Source organism: Vibrio sp. QJM3NY_26 (assembly GCF_057786005.1).
Genome location: NZ_CM173516.1, coordinates 1176055 through 1198002, shown reverse-complemented (window position 1 = coordinate 1198002; position 21948 = coordinate 1176055). Strand labels below are relative to the sequence as shown.

Below are 21948 nucleotides of genomic sequence, written 5' to 3'. Positions count from 1 at the left end.
CAAGCCATTAGGGACGTCTAAGGGAGGCGGATTATTCCCTAAATGCATAAAAAAATCCAGAAAAAATTGAAATACATCACATATTTTTCGCTTTTACATCAATACTGGTTATCATATCGTCAAAACTTGATGAATATCTCGTCACAGCACCCATCTTCTAGCAAATTGACCTAGTTAAATAAGAGGGCAATTAATTAACGCTCACTTCGCCTTTAAGTAGTAATCAAGCCTCGCAATGATTATAGTGTGCTCAATTGTCCTCGATAGATAAAAGTCAAAATGTTTCAAGATAATCCTCTACTCGCTCAACTCAAACAGCAAATCCAAGAAACCCTCCCTAAAAAGGAAGGTACAATCAAAGCCACTGAAAAAGGGTTTGGTTTTCTCGAAGTCGATAACAAGACCAGCTTCTTCATTCCACCTCCATACATGAAGAAATGTGTACACGGTGACAAGGTAATTGCCATCATTCGCACCGAGAAAGATCGCGAAGTAGCAGAGCCTGAGGAATTGATTGAACAAGGTCTTACTCGTTTTATTGCACGAGTGAAGTTGTTTAAAGGTCGTTTGAACGTTGTTCCAGATCACCCACAACTGAAAAAGCTGCAACTTAAAGCGAAAGCAAAAAAGGGGCTAAACCCTGAAACGCTAAAAGAAGGCGACTGGGTTGTTGCTCATATCATTCAACACCCGTTAAAAGGTGACAACGGATTCTTGGCTCAAATCTCTGAAAAAATCACAGATGCTGACGACAAGATCGCACCTTGGTGGGTAACGCTTGCACAAAACGACCTACCAAACAGCGAACCTGAAGGCATCGACGACTGGCAGATCAAAGACGACGCTGATCTTGAACGTATCGACATGACTCACGTCCCTTTTGTGACTATCGATGGCGAAAGCACAAAAGATATGGACGATGCGCTTTACGCTAAGAAGAAAGAGAACGGTGATTTTGAGCTAACTATTGCGATTGCTGATCCTACCGCTTACATCTCTCCAGATGATGCGATGGATAAAGTGGCTCGTGAGCGCGGTTTCACTATTTACCTTCCAGGTCGTAACATCCCAATGTTACCGCGTGATCTAGCTGACAACTTATGTTCACTAATAGAGAACGAAGTTCGCCCGGCACTTTGCTGCACAGTAACAGTATCTAAAGAGGGTGTTATCGGCGATGACATTAACTTCTTCGCTGCGAACATCAAATCTCATGCTCGTCTTGCTTACGACCACGTATCTGACTGGCTAGAAACCGGTGCATCAGACAAATGGCAACCATCAGAAGAGATCGCTGCTATTGTTTCTGACCTTCACCAATTTGCACAAGCACGTTCAGCATGGCGCTCAACAAACGCTGTTGTATTCCCAGACCGCCCTGACTACCGCTTTGAACTTAGCGAAGATAACGATGTTGTCGCTATCCACGCAGACATGCGTCGCACTGCAAACAAGTTGGTTGAAGAATCTATGATCAGCGCGAACATCTGTGCAGGTCGAGTATTAAAAGAAAGCTTTAACCAAGGTGTCTTTAACTGTCACTCTGGATTTAAAGCAGAGAAAGTAGCAGACGTTCTAGAACTGGTTAATCCAGAAGCCGAAACACCATTTACAGAAGAGCAGATCGTTTCTCTGGAAGGTTTTGCTACTCTGCGTCGTTGGTTAGGCTCTCTAGACAACAGCTACTACGACAACCGTATTCGTAAATTCCAAGCGTACAGCGAGATCAGCAATGAACCTGCGCCACACTACGCGATGGGTTTAGACATTTACGCGACGTGGACTTCTCCAATTCGTAAATACGGCGACATGATTAACCACCGTATGCTTAAGGCTCACATCCTAGGTAAAGCGCCAATTCAAACACCAGACGAAACTATTGGTGATGAACTTGCCCTGCACCGCCGTCACCACGGTATGGCTGAGCGCAATGTTGGCGATTGGTTGTACGCTCGTACTCTAGCAAACGCTCCTGTAGAAGAGACTCGCTTCCAAGCAGAGATCTTCGACATTAACCGTGCTGGTATGCGTGTGCGTCTGCTTGAGAATGGTGCAGCTGCATTTATCCCTGGTTCTCTCATTATTGATAATAAAGAGAGAATAGAGTGCAACGGTGATATGGGTACTGTATCTATCGATAAAGAAATGGTATACAAACTGGGAGACGTTTTAGAAGTAGTTCTCTTCGAAGTTAATCAGGAAAACCGTAACTTAGTAGCAAAACCTACTCAAGTATTTGCGGACTTGCCTAGCGAGCCTGAAACGACAAACGAAACCGAAGCTTAAGAACTTTAAAGGTTACGGCTTTCAAGGTTACGGCTTTCAAGGTCAAAGCTTGCAAGGTTAAGGCTTTCAAGGTTATAGCTTTCAAGGTTATAGCTTTCAAGGTCAAAAGCTTCAAAGGTTCACTTCTAAAGGCGCTAATTATTAGCGCCTTTTTTGTAAATGTCTCATGCTTAAACAATACTTAAAAAAAACAATCAATAAGCAATCAGTTTACAACGTCAAAGAAGCGCACTATGTCATCAATCACAGTTACTCAATTCAGAAACTTCATTCCCAGGAAACGGGAACGTTACCCCGCCTCTAAAAACGGTATTTTCATCGTTTCTAAAGGCAGTATTTCTTTCGTGCTACCTGATGGGACTGAAGCCTCATTGCAAGCCGGAGATTTTACTCTTTACAATTCTGGTCAGATTAAAGACATCACCGTTGACACTGAAAATGGCGAATTCAGCGCAACCTGTGTAGATTTTGATTTAGCTATTTTTCAGAAATTCATTAATCAGTTCAGCGATTTAGAACCCACACGAGTCCCAGATAAATACATTAAGTTTAATCAAACTGATACCGAAATATGCCAATTGAAAGAGCTCATCATGTCGCTCGTTCATTCATCGACTCAGAATGACTACGCACTCACTCAATTAGGTTTAGGTTTGCTCTCTCTAATGGTCGAGCAGCACCCTGCTCTGTTAGTTATTATTGCCCGAGCGTCAAGGTTAACCGTGACGCAAAAGGTCATTCATTACATTGAACAGAACATTGAAAATAATATCTCACTCGATACCCTAGCCAGCTATATGGGGATGTCACCAGCCACACTTAAGCGCCGTTTGTCGGCTGAAGACCTTTCCTTTTCAAATCTATTAAAGATAAAGCGAATCGCCCATGCAGCGACACAGCTCAGAACATCGAATAAATCTATTACTCAAATCGCTTATGAATCTGGATTTAAAAGCGCGGCACACTTCAGTACAGCCTTTAAAACCTATCATGGCAAGACTCCAAAAGACTTCCGCTCTTTGGTTGCACAGTCTTATTAGTTGCACAATCTTATTGGCTGTACTGTCTTATTGGTTGAACAGTCTTAGAAAGTACGAGTGCAGATGCAGATGCAGATAAAAGTATAAATCTGAAATGTGTTGGTGGGAATTTACGAAGGTCGTTCGTTTTTGGTATCAAACCACCAGCGAACGCCTAAGTAAAATGGTCACGACCAGAAGTAGGATTTAGGGTCTTTTTCTATTTCAGCCAAAATAGCATCAAGATCCTTGGATTGAGGAAGGTAAGGGTAAGGTCCCCAATTTACAGAGTCGGTTTCCGCATTATCTTCAAGTGGCACCATCACCACCCAGCAAGATAACGACTCATCAAAGGTAACGCAGGCGATCTCGTTGGTATAATCACTATGAGATGAGTCGAGTAGATAATGCGCCTGAGAAAACAGCACACCACCCTCACACTCTTCATAAAGGGATTTGCCTAGCTCTACAGGTAAACTACGATTTCGTGAAATACAGAGCCTCTCAGCTCCAATTAAAAGACGATTCAGTTCTATATGAATAACGGACATAACACCCCTTGTAACTTCATAGAAACTTCTAAGTAGTGAATTCCTCTACTTAGCTTAGGACTCAACGATCATTTTAGCGAACAAGTGCAAACAAAATACCCGCCCTGCTCCCAGAAACGAATCCTTCTTCAGTAAACACATTCTAAAAGGGCAAAGCCGTCTAAATTCCATTAACCAGTGCCATTTTGGCAGCCACACTGTCTTTCACTAACCAGACTAACTGCTATAACGTATCCGTATAGAATTTCACAAAAGTGTCATATAACCGACCTATCATAGCCAGCAAATGTTATTAACTAGGAGTTGTTTATGTTACGAGTCGCGCTTGCCTCTCTTTTATCCTTAGCCCTGTCTTCTCAAGCTGCTTTAGCACAAGAAACCACTATTTCGGGCTCCACTTCAGTATCACGAGTGATGGATGTATTAGCTGAGGAGTACAACAAGACTCACCCTGATAACTATATTGCGGTTCAGGGCATCGGTTCTACAGCGGGTATTACCATGGTTAACAAAGGTGTCTCTGATATCGGTATGAGCTCGCGTTATTTAACCGACCGCGAACAGGACGAGAAGTTGAAGGTGTTTCCAATTGCCTTTGACGGCCTAGCTGTCGTAACTAACCGCTCAAACGCTGTAAGCAACGTTACACGTGAGCAGCTATTCGATATCTACAAAGGCAAGATTACGAACTGGAAAGCCGTGGGTGGTGCGGATCAGCCTATCGCAGTTGTAACTCGCGAAGCGTCTTCTGGTTCACGCTATAGCTTCGAAAGCTTGCTTGGTTTAACGAAAATCATTAATGATCGTCTAGTTTCTGACATCAACCCAAATAACTTGGTTGTAAACAGCAACAGCATGGTTAAAACGATTGTTAACCATAACCCACACGCGATTGGATTTATCTCTGTAGGTTCGATCGACCGTTCGATTAAGGCAATTACATTTGAAGGTGTAGAGCCAACATCTAAGAACATTGCTAACCACAGCTATGAATTGGCTCGCCCGTTCTTGTTGCTGCACAAAACTGAATCAGTTTCTGACGAGAGCAAAGATTTCATCAAGTTCGTGAAGTCAAAGCAAGGGCAAGATCTTATCGAAGAGTACGGCTACACACGTATTAAGTAGCTATTCACGAATGAAGTAAGATAAGTACTTTTAGTGATGTTATTAGGATGCTGATGATATCGCCTTGATAGACACAAACAAAAAGAGAGAGCCTTAAGCTCTCTCTTTTTTTGAATCTATAATCTTCGCTTAAAGCAGTTCCTCTTACAAAAAAACTCTAGAAGTGAAGTTGGATTACCGAAACAATCACAGCGCCAGGACGACGAATACCTTCGATTTCTACGCGAATTTCGCGTTCAATCTCTAGGCCTTTCTTAATTGGCGTTACTTTTGTTAGCGTACTTTTAGCACGAACGTTACTGCCCGATTTTACAGGATATGGGAAACGTACTTGGTTGAGACCAATGTTTACAACCATCTTCGCTGTTGGGAATTGAGACTTATCAGGATCAACACTGTCAGTCAGTCTAGGAAGCAGAGACAAAGTCAAAAAACCATGTGCGATGGTTGTTTTGAACGGAGAATCTGTTTCAGCCTTAGAAGGTTCAGTATGGATCCATTGCATATCTTCAGTAACAAGGCCGAACTGGTTGATACGGTCTTGACTAACATTGATCCAGTCGCCAGTATGAATAACTTCACCGATCTGCTGATTAAGCTCATCAAACACAAGCTGTGCTTCTCGCGTTAATACGAGCGGCTGTTCTATTGGCATCTCTGGTGCATCTTCATTTACAGCAGGTTTGTGGTGATCACGAACCCAAGCAAAGAAATGGCTATTTTGCGTACGATTCAGAAAGTCACCCCAGTAATCTCTAAGAGCTGGAGACATCCATTGCATAAACTCTGAGTGTTGCGAAGACACGCTGTCGCCTCGGTGTTTAAATAAATCAATGACTTTCATAAGAACCTCAATGCACAAAAAATTTCAATATAACTAGTTAATTTTGAAACACTTCACACTATTGTGCAAATGTTTTCGAGCATACACTCGTTAGCTGAACACTGTTATTTCCATATTAAACAGACACTTAATAATAAAACATCATTTTATTACAAAACCTAAATTAGAGTGTTAGCTCCATCACAAAACGAACATTTGATTATATAAATGGCGTTTTTATTCACAAGCAGAATAAAAAAGGCTTAGCGCAATGCTAAGCCTCAGTTTTTATAAGGATTTAATCCTGCAAGGGATTAGCCTTGAAAGGCGTTAATCTTACCGGTGTTAAGTCTCCTATTCGTCATCAAGTGGAATCAACTTAGTCGTACCACCGTGTGCCTTCTCACGCTTACGTTGCACGAATGCATAGAAGCCTGGGATTAGGAACGTACCCGCTAACAACACACATAACAGACCGCCGATCAATGAAATACCCAACGAGTTCTGGCTCACGTGACCTGCGCCCGCTGCGAAGATAAGCGGGAAGATACCTAAAATGAACGACCAAGAGGTCATATTCACAGCACGGAAACGCAGCGTACCGCCCTTCACTGCCGCATCTTCAATTGATGCGTCTTTCTCTTCACGCTCCACTTTTGCGAACTCTACAATCAAGATTGCGTTCTTCGCGGCCAAGGCTATCAAGAGAACCAAACCAATTTGCGCATAGAGGTTCAACGGTGTGCCTGTTAGATTCAACGCTAAGAAGGAGCCTAAGGTTGCAACCGGTACCACCAAGATAATCGCTATCGGTATTGTCCAACTCTCGTATTGAGCCACCATAAACAGGTAGATGAAGATCAGAGCCAGTGCAAAAGCAAAGATCGCTTGATTGCCTGCCAAGACTTCTTGGTAAGCCATGCCTGTCCATTCATACTGATAACCCTGAGGTAAGACTTCAGCGGCTACACGTTCCATTGCAGCAATCGCATCACCGCTTGAGTAACCCGGTGCTGGTTGGCCTTGAATCACGGCACTGCGGTACATGTTGTAACGCCATGCGACATCTGGTTCGAAGATCTGGTCGTAAGTCACCAATGTACTGAGCGGGATCATCTCGCCATTAGACGAGCGCACGTGGAATCGTTGGAGATCATCCATGCTGCTACGGTGTTCACTATCAGCTTGCATGGTCACGCGGAAGTTCTTACCAAACATGGTGAAATCGTTCACGTACAGTGAACCAAGATTACCTTGCAGAGTTTGGAAGATTTCCGATAGTGGGATACCTAACTGTTGCGCTTTCTCACGGTCGATATCGACATAGTAGTGAGGAACGTTGGCACGGAAAGTACTGAACGTATGTGAAATCTCAGGCTGTTTGTTCGCCTCAGCAATCACGTCATTCATTACCATCGCCAGATCAGTACGACTACGACCTAATGTATCTTCTAGAACAAATTCGAAACCAGAAGCAGCACCCATACCCGGAACTGCTGGAGGTCCCATTGCAAACACGATAGCTTGAGGCAGTTCAGTGGCCGCTCGACCATTAATACGTTGTGAGATAGCTTGTGCGGAATGTTGACCATCCAGTGCGTTACGCATATCCCAATCATGCAGTTTGATAAATAGCGACGCGCCATTCGAAGCAGAAGCGCCTGTCATGAATGCGTAGCCGTTTACCAGTGTCACACCATCAACACCCGGCTCTTGCTCAACCATCTCTAGCAACTGCTCAGTCACATCTTCTGTACGAGACAGTGATGCCGCGTCAGGAAGCTGCACGTTAACCAGCAAAATACCTTTATCTTCTTGAGGTACAAACGCGGTTGACGTCGTTTTCGCGAAGTAAGTAACCGCTGCTAGCGCCACAACAAAGAAGGTGAACAGCAGAACACCTTTTTTCACAAGGAAGCCGGCGATTTGGCCGTATTTGTTAGTAACAGACTCTAAGCCACGGTTGAACGCTTGGTACCAACGAGCTGTGTTGCCACCGCCCTGCTTGAGAACCAGTGAACACAATGCTGGTGACAGCGTTAGAGCATTAATAGAAGAGATAACAACAGCGATACAAATAGTCAGAGCAAACTGACGATACATGATGCCAGTAATACCCGGCAACATCGCTACAGGGATGAACACCGCTAACAGAACCAAGGTTGAGGTAACGATAGGTCCCGTTACTTCTTTCATCGCAATCAGCGTTGCTTTACGCGGTGAAATCGTTGGGTCTTTAGCCATCGTGGTATCGACATTCTCGATAACCAATATCGCATCATCTACTACGATACCAATCGCCAATATCAAACCAAACAGGGTTACCGTGTTGATGGTAAAGCCGGTCATCTGCATGACGGCAAATGTACCAATCAACGACACCGGAATCGCAACCACAGGAATCAAGGTTGCACGCGCACTGCCCAAGAACAGATAAGTCACCGCGATAACCAGCAAGATAGCTTCGATCAGCGTTTTCACTACGCCTTTAATCGACTCAGCAACGAAGACCGTGGTGTCATAACTCGCCTCGTAAGCCACACCTTCAGGGAAGTTCGTACTTAGATTGTCCAGCATCGCCATGACCGCTTTGCCACTTTCCAACGCGTTTGCGTCTGACTGAAGTGACAGCGTTACGATTGAAGCATCTTGTCCTCGATATTTACCATTGCCATCGTAGAATTTTTTACCTAACTCAACGCGTGCAATGTCTTTTAAGTAAACGGTTGAACCATCTTGATTTGCGCGAAGTACAACATTTTCAAACTCATCAGCCGTTTCTAAGCGGCCTTTTGTCACCAAGTTGAACTGTACTTCTTGTGGATTGGCGTATGGTGCGGCACCAATACGACCGGCAGCGACTTGAACATTTTGTTCAGCCAATGCGCCATACACATCGGATGTTGTTAAGTTCAGGTTAGCCATTTTCTCAGGGTCTAACCAAACACGCATCGAATACTCACCGCCGCCCAACACGTTTACTTCACTAATACCAGACACACGTGCCAGTTGGTCTTTAATGTTTAAGTTTACGTAGTTGATTAGGAACTGATCGTCATACTCACCGTTTGGAGAGTAGAAGTTCAATACCATCAAAAGGTCAGGTGAACGTTTCTTAACCGTTACGCCGACCATTCTAACTTCTTGTGGAAGCTTCGATTCGATTTGGGCTACTCGGTTCTGAACGTTGACCTGAGCCATATCAGCATCAGTACCGACATCAAAGGTCACATTAAGATTGTATGAACCGTCGTTAGCACTTTTAGAAGACATGTAGATCATATCTTCTACGCCATTCACCGACGTCTCTATGGGGTCGGCTATCGCCTGTTCCACAACTTCAGCACTGGCACCCGTGTAGAATGCCGATACACTGACCGATGGTGGGCTAATTTTTGGATATTCGGCCACTGGTAAGATAGCGAGAGAGATCGCACCCGCCAGCGTTAATATTATGGATATGACAAGGGCAAACTTAGGCCTTTGAATAAAGAAACGACTTAACATAAATAGCCCTCTTACTCAGCTTGTTCAGCAGAAGCTTGAATACGAACGGACATACCATTACGTACACGCTGTAGGCCTTGAGTGATCACCGCGTCGTCTTTCTCTAATCCAGATTGAACAATCACGCCACCTTCAACTTGTCGCCCCATCTCAATATTTCTACGCTCAGCGACTGGTGCAGCTTCGCCTTCAACCAGTACCATTACAAAGTCACCTTCTAGGTCGGTTTGAACTGCACGTCGCGGGATAGTCACAACATCAATCGATTGTTTTTCACGTAGATCAACGCGAACGTGTTGGCCTGGAAGTAGTTGCTGATTCGGGTTATCAGCAATGGCGCGCATCGCGATTGTACCTGTATTAAGGTTGATACGGTTGCCCAAGAAATCAAGCTGACCTAGATGTTCAAACGCTTCACCATTCTCAAGTATGATCTGAACTTCAACCCCTGCAGAGTCACTGCTGCCGTCGCCTTCAATGCGATCCATCCCTAACTCAATACGCTCACGTTCACTGATGCTGAACGACGCATGGATTGGGTCTAGGCTAACCAACGTAGTTAATACACCTGAAGACGGCGAAACCAGGTCACCCGTGCTCACTTTGGTGTCGCTGATTCTTCCAGAAAAAGGCGCGGTAATTTGGGTATGGGAAAGCTGAACATTGGCTGCGTTTAGCTGAGCATGGCTAGCTTCAAGTTGCGCTTGAGAACCTAATAAGTTTGCCGTCAATGCATCAAATTCCGATTGAGAAATACTGCCTTTAGGAAGCAGATTCTTACCGCGGTTGAAATCAAGTTCGGCTTTTTTAAGGTTTGCATTCGCTTGAGCAACAGACGCTTTTGCGCTTGCGACTTCAGCTTCAAAAGAAGATGGCTCGATCGAGTAAAGCAATTGGCCCTTTTCGACCATTTGACCTTCATTGAAATGACGGCTTTGTAGATAGCCTGAAACCTGCGCGGTGATAGCCGTGTCTTCAACGGCTTCAATACGACCGATGTACGACTTACTTTGCTGGTGAGAAACAACGCTAACATCCTGTACAGCTACGAGAGGTAGAGGCGCTTGCTTGGCATTTTGAGCATCTTGCCCACACCCAGCAAGAATAAGAGAGCTTGCAAGAGCCGTAAGGATCAACTTTTTACGCATGGTTATACCGTCACTTATTAGTATTTGAACAGCATAAAATTTACGTAACACACTCGTCACCATTGTCCGAGGAATATCAATTATAACTAGCCAAAGTGTATCAATATGTTAATTGAAACCAAGTGCTTATAAAGTGATTACAAACGCGTTACAATTTCTAAGTAAATCAACCTCTCAGCTTTTGTTCTCTATGGATATTGTCTAACATCATGTATGGTCAGACAGATAAGCATTCACATTTAATTGTTAAGGAATTCTCATGATTTCAAAATGGGCTAAACGTTTCTATCAAATGGCGGAATTGGTCGGTTCTTGGAGTAAAGATCCTTCAACTCAAGTCGGCGCCGTAATCACTAAGCACAACCGTATTGTTTCCGTTGGTTTTAATGGCTACCCACATGGCGTGTCTGATAGTGCGGATACTGATGACAGGGAAATGAAGTACCTTAAGACGCTTCACGCTGAAGAAAATGCAATCTTGTTTGCTAAACGTGATTTAGACAGTTGTGAAGTTTGGGTGACTCACTTCCCTTGTCCGAACTGTGCAGCAAAAATCATCCAAACTGGGATTTCAGCGGTACATTGCCCAGAGCAAAGTGAAGACTTCCTTTCTCGTTGGGGCGATAAAATCAAGATAAGCCAAGATATGTTTGAGCAAGCTGGTGTGGAAATAGACTGGTTACCACTCGCTGATCTGGACTAATATCGAAGCTGAATTTCAGATACAAAAAAGCCGAGAGTCGATATATCGCTCTCGGCTTTCTTTTTTTCGGGCGCTATAGTTTGGACACTATAGTTTAGACGCTGTAGGTTAGTCGCAATAGACTGACGAGTAAATTAATCGTTGCTTGGGAATGCAAGAGCGTAAGCTTCCATGAAATCCTTACGGATATCTTGCTCAAGATGAATCGCTTTTTCGGTCGGACAGAAGATCATAAAGTGCACTTCTTGCTCACCCGTCGAACTGCTCGTGATATGGATATGAGGCTCAGATCCCGGAAGGTCAACGCCAGCGTGTTTTTCGATCACACCGTTATAACGACGGGCAACATCGATAAACTCTTCACAATGCTCTTCAATTTTCACGATAAGACCCGGCACCATAGGGTATAGGTTTACAAAGTCTTTCACCGTCACAAAAAAGTTATGATAGACATAGCGCTTCATGAAGTTGAGGTTCTTTACCGGATAAGTGAAGAACATGCTATTAGGCAGCGTAGCGGTCTTGCCAGTAAAGTGGTATTGCCCGTGATACAAATCGATTTCTTGAATCACAGTCGCCATCAAGTTGTGCTCAATCACCTCGCCGCTGATTTTACCTACTTCAATCCAGTCACCAATTCTAAATGAACGAGAGCTTGCGCGCTGGATCGACCCCGTAAAACATAAGATGATCTCTTTTGAAGCCACGACTATCGCAACCGCAATAGCGGTAACAGACAGCGCAAATTCGCTGATTTCAGATTTCCACAGCACAAATAAAGTGACCATAATAATGGCAAACGTACCGTTCTTGGTGCGTGACATCCAATTACGTTGGTCTTCACTTAGAAAAGCGACATCACCACGGATTCGAGACAAAGTGATTCGTCGGATTATTAATATAATGCAGATGATCAGCATACTAAAAATAAACTTATTAGCGAGTAAGAAATCGATCACTTGCCACAACTTTTCCATTACGTATTCCTTTGTATTACAACAATTAAGCTTTATAACAACGAGCATTAAAACAATTGAGCTCTATAACGATGAGCTTTACAGCGACTGACTCAACCCAAAAAACGCATTATAAAAAAGCGCTCAAAAATAGAGCGCCCCTTTTCATGATTAATTCAGCTTAGGTAAGGCTATCATTTTATCTTGGCAGAAGTAATAAATTGGCCAAAAGTTTCACACCAAATCACAACCGTATTAAATCGATTGAGATCAACACCTTCAGGCAACTCAACCATAAATCGGTCGAATGTTTTCACATCTCCGACTCTCAGTAGCTCGCTCTTACTGTCATTGAAAGCTTGTTCGGTTTCAATAAACTTAGGTGATAGGTAAACTTTGTAATCAGGCCCCGGTGCCAATTCACCTTCAAAAGCTATCGCATTTTCAGAAACCGAGACGATGCCTTCTCCCCAATGCAAAAAGTCACTGTCTTGTCGGTCTTTTGTGAACTCGCCTGTGTAGATAGCCTGCTGGCTGATCGCTTCAACAGAACTTGAGGAAGGAGAATCAGGCTCAATTAAGATAGGTAGTGCATAAACACCAAGCCCAAAACCAAAAGCACCCACGGCTAAGTGGGTGCAAAGTAAAACTAACTTTTTCATCGCGTACTCCCTTATGCTTAAAGAGAGTATTATTGAATACTCTTAAAAATACAAAGAGATATAACGCTTTGATATCCTATTTTTGGTAATGAGTCGCCGTACGCTGAGACAATTCGACAATCACTTTTACCGCTTGCTCCATGCCTTGAATGGTAATGAACTCATGAATACCGTGGAAGTTATAGCCGCCAGTGAAGATATTCGGACATGGTAGCCCCATGAAAGATAAGCGAGCGCCGTCTGTACCGCCTCGGATCGGTTTGATCATTGGCTCAACATCGCACTCAATCATCGCTTGCTTCGCTAATTCAATAATATGTTGATGCGGTTCAACCATCTCTTTCATGTTGAAGTAGCTATCGGTTAGCACCAGCTCAACACGGCCTTTCTCAAGACGCTCATTCAGCTCATCCACTTTCTGTTGCATGAATGCCTTACGCGCTTCTACACCCTCACGTTCAAAATCACGGATGATGTAACCTAGTTCAGAGCGAGCCACACCCATTTCAGCTGATTTCAGGTGGTAGAAACCTTCATAACCTTCTGTGCACTCTGGTGTTTCTTGCGTTGGCATCATCAATTGGAATTGCGCCGCGATGTTCATCGAGTTCACCATTTTACCTTTTGCGGTACCCGGATGAACGTTCACGCCATGACAGACAACATCGGCGCTCGTGGCATTAAAGTTCTCAAATTCCAACTCCCCTACCGGGCCACCATCAATGGTATACGCCCATTCGGCACCAAACTTCTTAACATCAAACAAGTTAGCACCACGACCGATCTCTTCGTCTGGCGTGAAGCCAATACAAATATCGCCATGTTTAACGTCTGGGTTTGCTTTAAGGTAAGCAATCGCGCTGATGATTTCAGCGATACCCGCCTTATTATCAGCCCCAAGCAGAGTCGTACCATCGGTAGTGATGAGGTCATGGCCATGCAAGGCATCAAGATCTGGGTATTGGCTTGGATTCAGGCATTCACCGCTTGCACCTAATTCTATCGTTCCACCTTGATAATCTTTAATCACCTGTGGTTTCACGTTCGCGCCGGAAGCATCAGGAGCGGTATCCATATGTGCGACAAAGCCAATAGCAGGCACATCGTAATCGACATTCGACGGCAGTTTCGCCATCAAATAGCCATTTTCGTCTAAAGAGACATCAGTTAACTCTAATGCGATCAATTCTGATTTTAAGGCTTCAGCAAATGTTATTTGACCCGGTGAACTTGGGCACTGCTGATTAGAAGGATCGGATTTAGTATCAAAAGTAACGTAATTCAGAAAACGTTCTACAAGCTTTTCCATAATTCATCTCACCATGGATTAAGTAATTGATTTACTGACTTAATTATTATGTCGATAAGCGATACATCGTTAAATTAAGACGAACATAGAGTCAGTAGCGAGGTTTTTCATCTTACGCCCCTGACCATGTATGTAATTGCTCTACATCATTATTGTGCGAAATTAGACGAGCTTCCTATACTTGAAATAAGAGGGTTTCGTCAGTTCAACATTGCATACGGATGATAAGAGATCGCTTTGTACGCATTCTACGCCCTCCGCTCTCAGCCTAAAAAAAGTACAAAGTGGATGATGATCACAATTTATCCTTGATGCAGAATCTGTCATACGTTACACGGAGACACAGTTATGACGATTAATAAATATTTCATTTTATCTCCTCAAGCCTCTGAGGAAACGCTTCAACCAGCATTAACTGAGAAAGAAGTTCAAAGGCAGGAAGCTCTAAGACAGGCGCAATCTCAAGGTGGGTTTGACACCAACGCGACCTCGTAACTTAATCAATACTCAGAACATATTTAAGAACCCCTAATAAAAGAGCTCTACTTCTCTATGATGTAGAGCTCTTTTGTCTTTGACTCTTCTTCTCTCTTTCTATGATGTCCTATTCAGGCGTCGAACCCATTCACGTTTTGTGACTCCCCTGCTTTATATCTATAGCTCCACGACTATGCAGCTAGCTCATTCGCTACGTTGAGAAATGACTCATTAAACTTCCCTCAGCCATACCTTGTCGTGTCATTTTGTGCTAATAATTTATATTCGTTTTCATTCCTCACTCGCTCTCTTTTCAAAAACTCTAATGCGAGTACCAGAGAACTTAACCACAGGAATCCCGAATTCAATGGAATATTCAAAACTAGGAAGTAGTCAAATTCCCGTTTCCCGCATCTGTCTTGGCAGCATGACTTGGGGGCTGCAAAATACGCAACAGCAAGCCGACCAACAAATCGAATACGCACTAAGCCAAGGTATTAACTTCATCGATACTGCAGAAATGTATGCGGTTCCCCCGTCTCCAGAGACCTACGGCAAAACAGAAGCGATTATTGGTAACTGGCTATCGCGCCACCCGCAGCGCCGCCAAGAACTGATCATAGCGAGTAAGATTGCAGGCCCAGGTCTTCCTTGGGTTCGAGATGGTGGTCCTATAACGGGTGAAGCCGTAATCGAAGCGGTTGATGCGTCATTAAAGCGTCTACAGACTGATTATATCGACCTATATCAACTGCATTGGCCAAATCGAAATACACCTCACTTTGGAAAACAGTTCCCAAATCAAATTCGCTTCAGTGATATCGACCGAAAGCAGCATGAAGGGGAAATGTTGGAGATCCTTCAAGCCCTAGCGAGCTGCATTAAAGCAGGAAAAATCCGTCATGTTGGTTTGTCTGATGACACCACTTGGGGCATCAACACTTATCTCAAGCTGAGCGAAAAACACGATTTGCCACGCATGGTCTCGATTCAGAATGAATTCAGCCTACTTCACGCAAAAGACTGGCCGTATCTGATTGAGAACTGTGTGCATGAAGATGTCGCTTACCTGCCTTGGTCACCGTTATCTGGAGGAATGCTCAGTGGCAAATACATTGATGGTGCGAGACCAGAAGGAAGCCGTTGGACTTACATGCAGCGTAAAGGCATTTTCCGCGACACTGAGTCTGCCAATGAAGCCGTAAAAGGATATGTCGAAGTTGCGAACTCTCATGGATTTACGCCGAGCCAGCTTGCATTAGCATGGTGTAATCAAGTCGATGGTGTTACCTCATCCATCATTGGGGCGACCACGATGGAGCAGCTAAAAGAGAACGTGGCTGCTTTCAGTAAGCCATTATCAGAAGAGATTCTTACCGATATCAACACAGTGTTTAAGCGCTATCCTGTTCCATATTAAGCTGTAGTACACCCAGCCTTCTCAGTTTGTCTAGCCTGTTCAGCTTAATCTTTGGTAAGTAAATCAGATAAGAGCGTACTATTTAGTACGCTTTTCTTTTTGTAAGTGGGTCGCTTTGCTTTTTATGTGGATCGCATTGAGCTATCACGCTTTTGGTTCTCCAACCTTTGCTCTATAATGCGCGGGCTTATATCTAGGATAAAAACATGATTTCAAAAAACCAATTAAAACTCCTTCGTGCTTTGGGCCAAAAGAAACAACGTAAAGCCCACGGCTTGTTTCTAGTTCAAGGTGAAAAGAACGTTCTTGAGCTTTTCAATAGTGACTTAGTCGTGAAGAACGTCTTTGCTACCGCTGATTTCTTATCTGAAAATCACGCTTCACTTATTGAGTTTGATTGTGTTGAAGCCTCGCTGGATGACCTAACCAAAGCGAGTACTTTGGTGAGTAACAATGCCGCGATTGCTGTCGTTGAGATCCCAACATTTGAACTGCCAAAAGCAACTGGGTTGATGATTGCACTGGATGGTGTATCTGATCCGGGCAACCTAGGTACCATTATTCGCGTAGCAGACTGGTATGGTATTAAGCATATCGTTGCGAGCAGCGATTGTGCAGACCCATACAACCCTAAGACCATCAGTGCAACTATGGGTAGCTTTGGCCGAGTACACGTAAGCCAAACAGACTTACCGGCTTATTTAGAACAAGCGAACCTACCGGTTTACGGCGCGTTCTTAGAAGGCGAAAGTGTTCATCAGACAGAATTTACTGCCAATGGCATTTTGCTGATGGGCAGCGAGTCTCACGGCATTCGTGAACATGCGGCTAAATACGTAACTGATAAGATTACGATTCCTGCATTCGGTGGCGCGGAGTCTTTGAACGTAGCAATGGCGACAGGCATCATTCTCGACAATATGCGTCGTCAGCATAGCTAGATTTCATAAACTAACGAGCCAATCGACAGTGTTCAGGTATTAAAAAAGGCGTATTGATTAAATCAGTACGCCTTTTTATTTGAGTTCTTTTCAACAACTACTTTTCTAGCATTGCCAACTTATCAGACACACCATTCCACTTTTCAGCTTCATCCATCGGTGCTTTTACTTCCGTTTGTACCGGCCAAATCTCGGCAAGCTCGGCATTCACTTCAATAAAGATCTTTTGATCTTCTGGCAGTTCATCTTCTTGGAAGATTGCTTGAGCATCACATTCAGGTACACATAAACCACAATCAATGCATTCGATTGGGTTGATTACCATGAAATTCGGGCCTTCATGGAACGCATCTGCGGGGCATACCGCCACACAGTCTGTGTATTTACATTGAATACAGTTATCGCCTACGACAAATGCCATGATGCTCTGCTCTATAAGTTAGTCAAAATTGAAGAATGGGGGATAATACTCATCCCAAGGCAAAATTCAACATCATACGACTCTAATATCGTGTCTATTTGCTCCATGTTTCCAAATTAGTATGACAGATAAATCAATTTCTCGTAAAATGCGCGCCATTGTGAGCTTATCGCATCTTTCAACATCAGCGTTGTCATCAAACTCTGTATTAAGAAACGATCTAGCTAAGACACCTATAAAAACGAGACATCAAAATGATACGTTTAACCGAAATTAAACTCCCACTAGACCATGAAGAGTCAGCCATTCAAGACGCTATTGAAGCAAAGCTTGGCATTAACGCTGATCAGGTACTTTCTTTTAATATCTTTAAACGTGGCTACGATGCTCGTAAGAAATCAAAAATCTTACTTATCTACACGCTTGATGTTCTCGTTGAAAACGAAGCTGAGTTGTTAGAACAATTCATCAGCGACCCACACGTAAAAGTGACTCCTGACATGGAGTACAAATTCGTGGCTAAAGCGGTTGAGAACCAAACTGAGCGCCCTGTGGTTATCGGTTTTGGCCCTTGTGGTTTGTTCGCAGGCCTAGTGCTTGCTCAAATGGGCTTCAATCCAATCATCGTTGAGCGTGGTAAAGAAGTTCGTGAACGTACCAAAGATACCTTTGGTTTCTGGCGTAAGCGTACTCTAAACACAGAATCAAACGTACAGTTTGGTGAAGGTGGCGCAGGTACATTCTCTGACGGTAAGCTATACAGCCAAGTTAAAGATCCAAAGCACTACGGCCGTAAAGTAATCGAAGAATTCGTTGCAGCTGGCGCACCAGAAGAAATTCTATACGTAAGTAAGCCGCACATCGGTACCTTTAAACTGGTTACCATGATCGAAAAAATGCGTGCTTCTATCATTGAACTCGGCGGTGAAATCCGTTTCAGTACTCGCGTAGACGACGTTCATATGGAAGACGGTCAAATCACTGGCCTAACGCTTTCTAACGGTGAAGAGATTAAAACTCGTCACGTAGTACTGGCTGTTGGCCACAGTGCTCGTGATACGTTTGAAATGCTGCACGAACGTGGCGTTTACATGGAAGCGAAGCCTTTCTCTGTTGGTTTCCGTATCGAACACAAGCAAGCGATGATCGATGAAGCTCGCTTCGGTAAGAACGCAGGCAACCCTATCCTAGGTGCTGCGGACTACAAACTCGTTCACCACTGTAAAAATGGCCGTACTGTATACAGCTTCTGTATGTGCCCGGGTGGTACTGTGGTTGCAGCGACTTCTGAAGAAGGCCGCGTAGTAACTAACGGCATGAGCCAATACTCTCGTGCAGAGCGCAACGCAAACAGCGCCATCGTTGTGGGTATCGACCCTGAACGCGATTACCCAGGTGACGCACTAGCCGGTATCCGTTTACAGCGTGAGTTAGAAAGTGCCGCTTATGTTCTAGGTGGCGAGAACTACGACGCCCCTGCACAGAAAATCGGTGACTTCCTGAAAGGTCGTGATCCAAGTGAAATCGGTGAAGTAAAACCATCATTCACGCCGGGTATCCACCTTACGGACATTTCAAAAGCACTACCTGATTTTGCTATCGAAGCAATTCGTGAAGCAATTCCAGCGTTCGAGAAGAAGATCAAAGGCTTCTCTACGCCAGACGGTCTATTAACAGGCGTTGAGACGCGTACGTCTTCTCCTGTATGTATCAAACGTGGCAAAGACTTCCAAAGCATCAACTTAAAGGGCTTCTTCCCTGCAGGTGAAGGCGCAGGCTACGCTGGTGGTATCCTATCTGCCGGTATCGATGGTATTAAGGCTGCAGAAGCACTAGCGATATCAATGGCAGAACAGAACCAAGCTGAGAAGATTGAGATCGCTTAGGCTCTCGGTTTGTATATCTAAATCAGATAACAGCAAGCAAATATCAAAAAGGGCTCAATGAGCCCTTTTTTAGATCTTGATACTAGCCATCGAGATTAATGTCGGTAGATGCAATTACTCTTCGTCTGACTTGATTTGGTCTGAGTTCCACTTCCCTTCATGAATCGCTGAATTGACGTCCCTTCTTGGTAGCCAGCCCATGGTTTCAAGTTCGGGTTTATCTTTGAAGTGTTCAACGTAGCCGATACATAAGTACGCCACGATATCAATGTCTTCCGGGATATCTAATGCGTCTCGCAGTGTTGAGTCATGCAGGATGCTCACCCAACCTAACCCTAGGTTTTCAGCTCTTGCCGCCAGCCATAAATTTTGAACCGCACACACGGTGCTGTACAGATCCATCTCTTGTTTGATGGTTCTACCTAAAACGACTTTTCCGGTTCGATTACGGTCACAAGTGACGCAGATACCGATAGGTGATTCGACGATACCTTCGAGCTTTAGACGCTTATACATCGCCTGTTTTTCATCGGTGAACATTTCCGCGGATTCTGCATGTGCTTGATTGAAGCCGGCTTTGATTTGTTGCTTGGTTTCGATATCACGGACAACGACAAAATCCCAAGGCTGCATAAATCCAACACTAGGAGCATGGTGCGCTGCGGTTAACACACGCATCAAAACGTCTTCTGGGATCTCATTAGGAAGAAACTGACCACGAACATCTCGGCGAGAAAAAATCGTTTTATATACTGCATCGCGTTCATTCGGCGTAATTTCCATACATCCCTATCTTATCGTCGTCTTATTGAGCCAGTATTATCCAACTAAAGTGTCTATGTTACTAGCGGTACACAAGCAACATGGTAGAATGCCGCCATTAATCTTATCCTTGTATAAGATTGTTGAACCTTTCCATCGCTATTTAGCCAAATCATACCGAGAAACTTATGCCATTTTCCAAGCTTGGATTAAGCTCACCTATTGTTAAAGCCGTTGCAAAACAAGGCTATGAAAAGCCAACCTCTATTCAAGAAAAAGCAATTCCAATTGTACTTTCTGGTAAGAACCTTATTGCTGCTGCACAAACAGGTACAGGTAAAACTGCGAGCTTTGTTCTCCCTATCTTAGAAATGCTAAGTAAAGGTGAAACACAACGTAAAAAGCGTATTCGTGCTGTTATTCTGACACCAACTCGTGAACTTGCGATTCAGGTTGAGCAGAACATTACTAAGTACGCGAAGTTCCTAAACCTAACATCATTAGCGATGTACGGTGGCGTCTCTTACCAACACCAGAAAGATCGTCTTATTGAAGGCGTCGATATTCTTGTGGCAACACCAGGTCGTTTGATCGATATGTACGGACAACGTGCCGTTCACTTTGATGAAGTCGAAGTACTGGTTCTTGATGAAGCTGACCGCATGCTAGACATGGGTTTCATCGAAGACATCAACAAGATCATCGCACGTTTGCCACAAAACATTCAAAACCTGTTGTTCTCAGCAACGCTATCAACGCCAGTTCGTGCGCTAGCGAAAAGCGCAATCAGTGAAGCGGAAGAGATTTCAATTGCCAAAACTGACGCTTCTAAAGCAAACATCGAACAATGGCTTGTTACTGTAGATAAAGACCGTAAGTCTGCGCTATTAAGCCACATGATCACTGACGGTGAGTGGGACCAAGCGCTTATCTTTATCGAGACTAAGCACGGCGCGGCTAAGTTGGTTGCTCAACTTGAAAAGCGTGGTATCGAAGCGGAAGCTTTCCACAGTGGACGTAGCCAAGCGATTCGTGAAAAGATTCTGGCTGATTTCAAAAAAGGTCGTCTAAAATATCTAGTTGCAACAGGGGTTGCTGCTCGTGGTATCGATATCGATAACCTAAGCCGCGTAGTGAACTACGACATCCCATTCCCAGCAGACGACTATGTTCACCGTATTGGTCGTACAGGCCGTGCTGATGCGTCTGGTGAAGCGATCTCTTTCCTATCGAAAGACAACTTCAAGAACCTGTGCATTATCGAAAAACGTCTTGGTCACTTGATTGAGCGTCGCGTTGTTGAAGGTTTCGAACCACGCAAAGAAGTACCAATTTCAGTATTGAACTTCGTTCCTAAGAAGAAAAGAGAACAGCAACAAGACTAGTAATTTCAGCGACAGAAAATGCTACAGTCGCGTTAGCCAAAATGAAAATAAAACGAAGCCCTATGTGGCTTCGTTTTGTTCTTTGAAATACAAATAAAACTGAGGCAATAAGATGATCACTCCTATCGCAACGAGATTAACCCGTGGGCAAGACCTAAAGCTTGGACTCCAAAAGCTTGTGACAGCGCACAATATCTCAGCGGGCTCTGTCGCGTCTTGTGTCGGATGTGTTTCTCAACTCAATATTCGTCTGGCTAATGCAAACAACACCAAGCTAATCAAAGCTCCGTTCGAAATTGTGTCTGTGATGGCGACGCTAACCCCAAACCACCAGCATGTTCATATATCCGTTGCTGATGAAAATGGCGATGTGATTGGTGGGCACTTGCTTGAAGGGACGATTATCGCGACCACGGTTGAATTGATTGTTCACCGCTACGATACCTTGACCTTTAACAGAGAGCATGACGATTCGACGGGTTACACTGAGCTCACTATCAGCAACAACACGCAATAGATTGCCCCGTAGCAGCACTAGCGCCCCATATAAAGCGATACAACTAAATA

Annotated in this window: 19 protein-coding genes; 10 read left to right on the top strand and 9 right to left on the bottom strand. The window is 44.1% G+C overall.

Annotated elements, in window-relative coordinates; all coding sequences use genetic code 11:
* The first annotated feature begins 279 nt into the window (after nucleotides 1-279).
* Entirely contained in the window at nucleotides 280-2286 is a 2007-nt protein-coding gene (gene rnb, locus AC3CH4_RS20700; protein ID WP_017088444.1) for an exoribonuclease II, read from the top strand.
* Nucleotides 2287-2519: 233 nt separating this feature from the next.
* The gene (locus AC3CH4_RS20695) at nucleotides 2520-3326 is read left to right on the top strand and encodes a helix-turn-helix domain-containing protein (RefSeq protein WP_004731740.1); all 807 of its coding nucleotides are present in this window, start codon (nucleotides 2520-2522) and stop codon (nucleotides 3324-3326) included.
* 167 nt (nucleotides 3327-3493) lie between these two features.
* Here AC3CH4_RS20695 and AC3CH4_RS20690 read toward each other — a convergent pair whose 3' ends face one another.
* The gene (locus AC3CH4_RS20690; RefSeq protein WP_372332861.1) at nucleotides 3494-3856 is read right to left on the bottom strand and encodes a DUF3024 domain-containing protein; all 363 of its coding nucleotides are present in this window, start codon (nucleotides 3854-3856) and stop codon (nucleotides 3494-3496) included.
* Nucleotides 3857-4165: 309 nt separating this feature from the next.
* Between AC3CH4_RS20690 and AC3CH4_RS20685 the strand changes: the two genes are divergently transcribed.
* Nucleotides 4166-4981: a phosphate ABC transporter substrate-binding protein gene (locus tag AC3CH4_RS20685; protein ID WP_017087313.1), complete on the top strand. Its 816-nt coding sequence runs from the start codon at nucleotides 4166-4168 to the stop codon at nucleotides 4979-4981.
* 157 nt (nucleotides 4982-5138) lie between these two features.
* Here AC3CH4_RS20685 and AC3CH4_RS20680 read toward each other — a convergent pair whose 3' ends face one another.
* The 3 genes from AC3CH4_RS20680 to AC3CH4_RS20670 form a co-directional block, all read right to left on the bottom strand.
* Complete coding sequence (locus tag AC3CH4_RS20680) at nucleotides 5139-5825, bottom strand: MaoC family dehydratase (protein WP_004731744.1); 687 nt, start codon at nucleotides 5823-5825, stop codon at nucleotides 5139-5141.
* A 333-nt stretch (nucleotides 5826-6158) separates the two neighbouring features.
* On the bottom strand, nucleotides 6159-9311 hold the full coding sequence (locus tag AC3CH4_RS20675) for an efflux RND transporter permease subunit (RefSeq protein ID WP_004731746.1): 3153 nt from the start codon (nucleotides 9309-9311) through the stop codon (nucleotides 6159-6161).
* An 11-nt stretch (nucleotides 9312-9322) separates the two neighbouring features.
* Complete coding sequence (locus AC3CH4_RS20670; RefSeq protein ID WP_029405039.1) at nucleotides 9323-10459, bottom strand: efflux RND transporter periplasmic adaptor subunit; 1137 nt, start codon at nucleotides 10457-10459, stop codon at nucleotides 9323-9325.
* A 259-nt stretch (nucleotides 10460-10718) separates the two neighbouring features.
* Between AC3CH4_RS20670 and AC3CH4_RS20665 the strand changes: the two genes are divergently transcribed.
* Nucleotides 10719-11162 carry a dCMP deaminase family protein gene (locus AC3CH4_RS20665; protein ID WP_054541800.1) on the top strand — a complete coding sequence of 148 codons (444 nt, stop codon included), beginning with the start codon at nucleotides 10719-10721 and terminating at the stop codon, nucleotides 11160-11162.
* 134 nt (nucleotides 11163-11296) lie between these two features.
* On the opposite strand, the gene AC3CH4_RS20660 is transcribed toward AC3CH4_RS20665, so the two are convergent.
* The 3 genes from AC3CH4_RS20660 to pepT all read right to left on the bottom strand — a co-directional run bounded on the left by AC3CH4_RS20660 (nucleotide 11297) and on the right by pepT (nucleotide 14089).
* Nucleotides 11297-12139, bottom strand: coding sequence for a mechanosensitive ion channel family protein (locus tag AC3CH4_RS20660; RefSeq protein ID WP_065207038.1), 843 nt, complete (start codon nucleotides 12137-12139; stop codon nucleotides 11297-11299).
* Between the two features lie 173 nt (nucleotides 12140-12312).
* Entirely contained in the window at nucleotides 12313-12780 is a 468-nt protein-coding gene (locus AC3CH4_RS20655) for a DM13 domain-containing protein (protein ID WP_171308376.1), read from the bottom strand.
* A gap of 76 nt (nucleotides 12781-12856) precedes the next feature.
* Complete coding sequence (gene pepT / locus AC3CH4_RS20650; RefSeq protein ID WP_488543709.1) at nucleotides 12857-14089, bottom strand: peptidase T; 1233 nt, start codon at nucleotides 14087-14089, stop codon at nucleotides 12857-12859.
* Nucleotides 14090-14437: 348 nt separating this feature from the next.
* Here pepT and AC3CH4_RS20645 point away from each other — a divergent pair, with 348 nt between their 5' ends.
* The 3 genes from AC3CH4_RS20645 (at nucleotide 14438) to AC3CH4_RS20635 (ending at nucleotide 16927) form a co-directional block, all read left to right on the top strand.
* Entirely contained in the window at nucleotides 14438-14584 is a 147-nt protein-coding gene (locus AC3CH4_RS20645; protein WP_004731758.1) for a hypothetical protein, read from the top strand.
* 349 nt (nucleotides 14585-14933) lie between these two features.
* Nucleotides 14934-15986 (top strand): aldo/keto reductase, encoded by a 1053-nt coding sequence (locus AC3CH4_RS20640; protein WP_267136080.1) that lies wholly within the window; start codon nucleotides 14934-14936, stop codon nucleotides 15984-15986.
* Nucleotides 15987-16192: 206 nt separating this feature from the next.
* Nucleotides 16193-16927, top strand: a complete 735-nt coding sequence (locus tag AC3CH4_RS20635; protein ID WP_488543708.1) for a TrmH family RNA methyltransferase — start codon at nucleotides 16193-16195, stop codon at nucleotides 16925-16927.
* 97 nt (nucleotides 16928-17024) lie between these two features.
* Here AC3CH4_RS20635 and fdxA read toward each other — a convergent pair whose 3' ends face one another.
* The gene (fdxA, locus tag AC3CH4_RS20630) at nucleotides 17025-17348 is read right to left on the bottom strand and encodes a ferredoxin FdxA (RefSeq protein WP_004731764.1); all 324 of its coding nucleotides are present in this window, start codon (nucleotides 17346-17348) and stop codon (nucleotides 17025-17027) included.
* 254 nt (nucleotides 17349-17602) lie between these two features.
* On the opposite strand from fdxA, the gene AC3CH4_RS20625 reads away from it, so the two are divergent.
* Nucleotides 17603-19234, top strand: a complete 1632-nt coding sequence (locus AC3CH4_RS20625; protein ID WP_017077435.1) for an NAD(P)/FAD-dependent oxidoreductase — start codon at nucleotides 17603-17605, stop codon at nucleotides 19232-19234.
* 114 nt (nucleotides 19235-19348) lie between these two features.
* Here AC3CH4_RS20625 and bluB read toward each other — a convergent pair whose 3' ends face one another.
* A complete protein-coding gene (bluB, locus tag AC3CH4_RS20620) occupies nucleotides 19349-20017 on the bottom strand; it encodes a 5,6-dimethylbenzimidazole synthase (protein ID WP_488543707.1) in 669 nt (222 codons plus the stop codon).
* 167 nt (nucleotides 20018-20184) lie between these two features.
* Here bluB and AC3CH4_RS20615 point away from each other — a divergent pair, with 167 nt between their 5' ends.
* Together AC3CH4_RS20615 and AC3CH4_RS20610 are read left to right on the top strand one after the other, a co-directional pair.
* Entirely contained in the window at nucleotides 20185-21381 is a 1197-nt protein-coding gene (locus AC3CH4_RS20615) for a DEAD/DEAH box helicase (protein WP_017109066.1), read from the top strand.
* Between the two features lie 112 nt (nucleotides 21382-21493).
* The gene (locus AC3CH4_RS20610) at nucleotides 21494-21898 is read left to right on the top strand and encodes a PPC domain-containing DNA-binding protein (protein WP_488543706.1); all 405 of its coding nucleotides are present in this window, start codon (nucleotides 21494-21496) and stop codon (nucleotides 21896-21898) included.
* Nucleotides 21899-21948 lie beyond the last annotated feature (50 nt).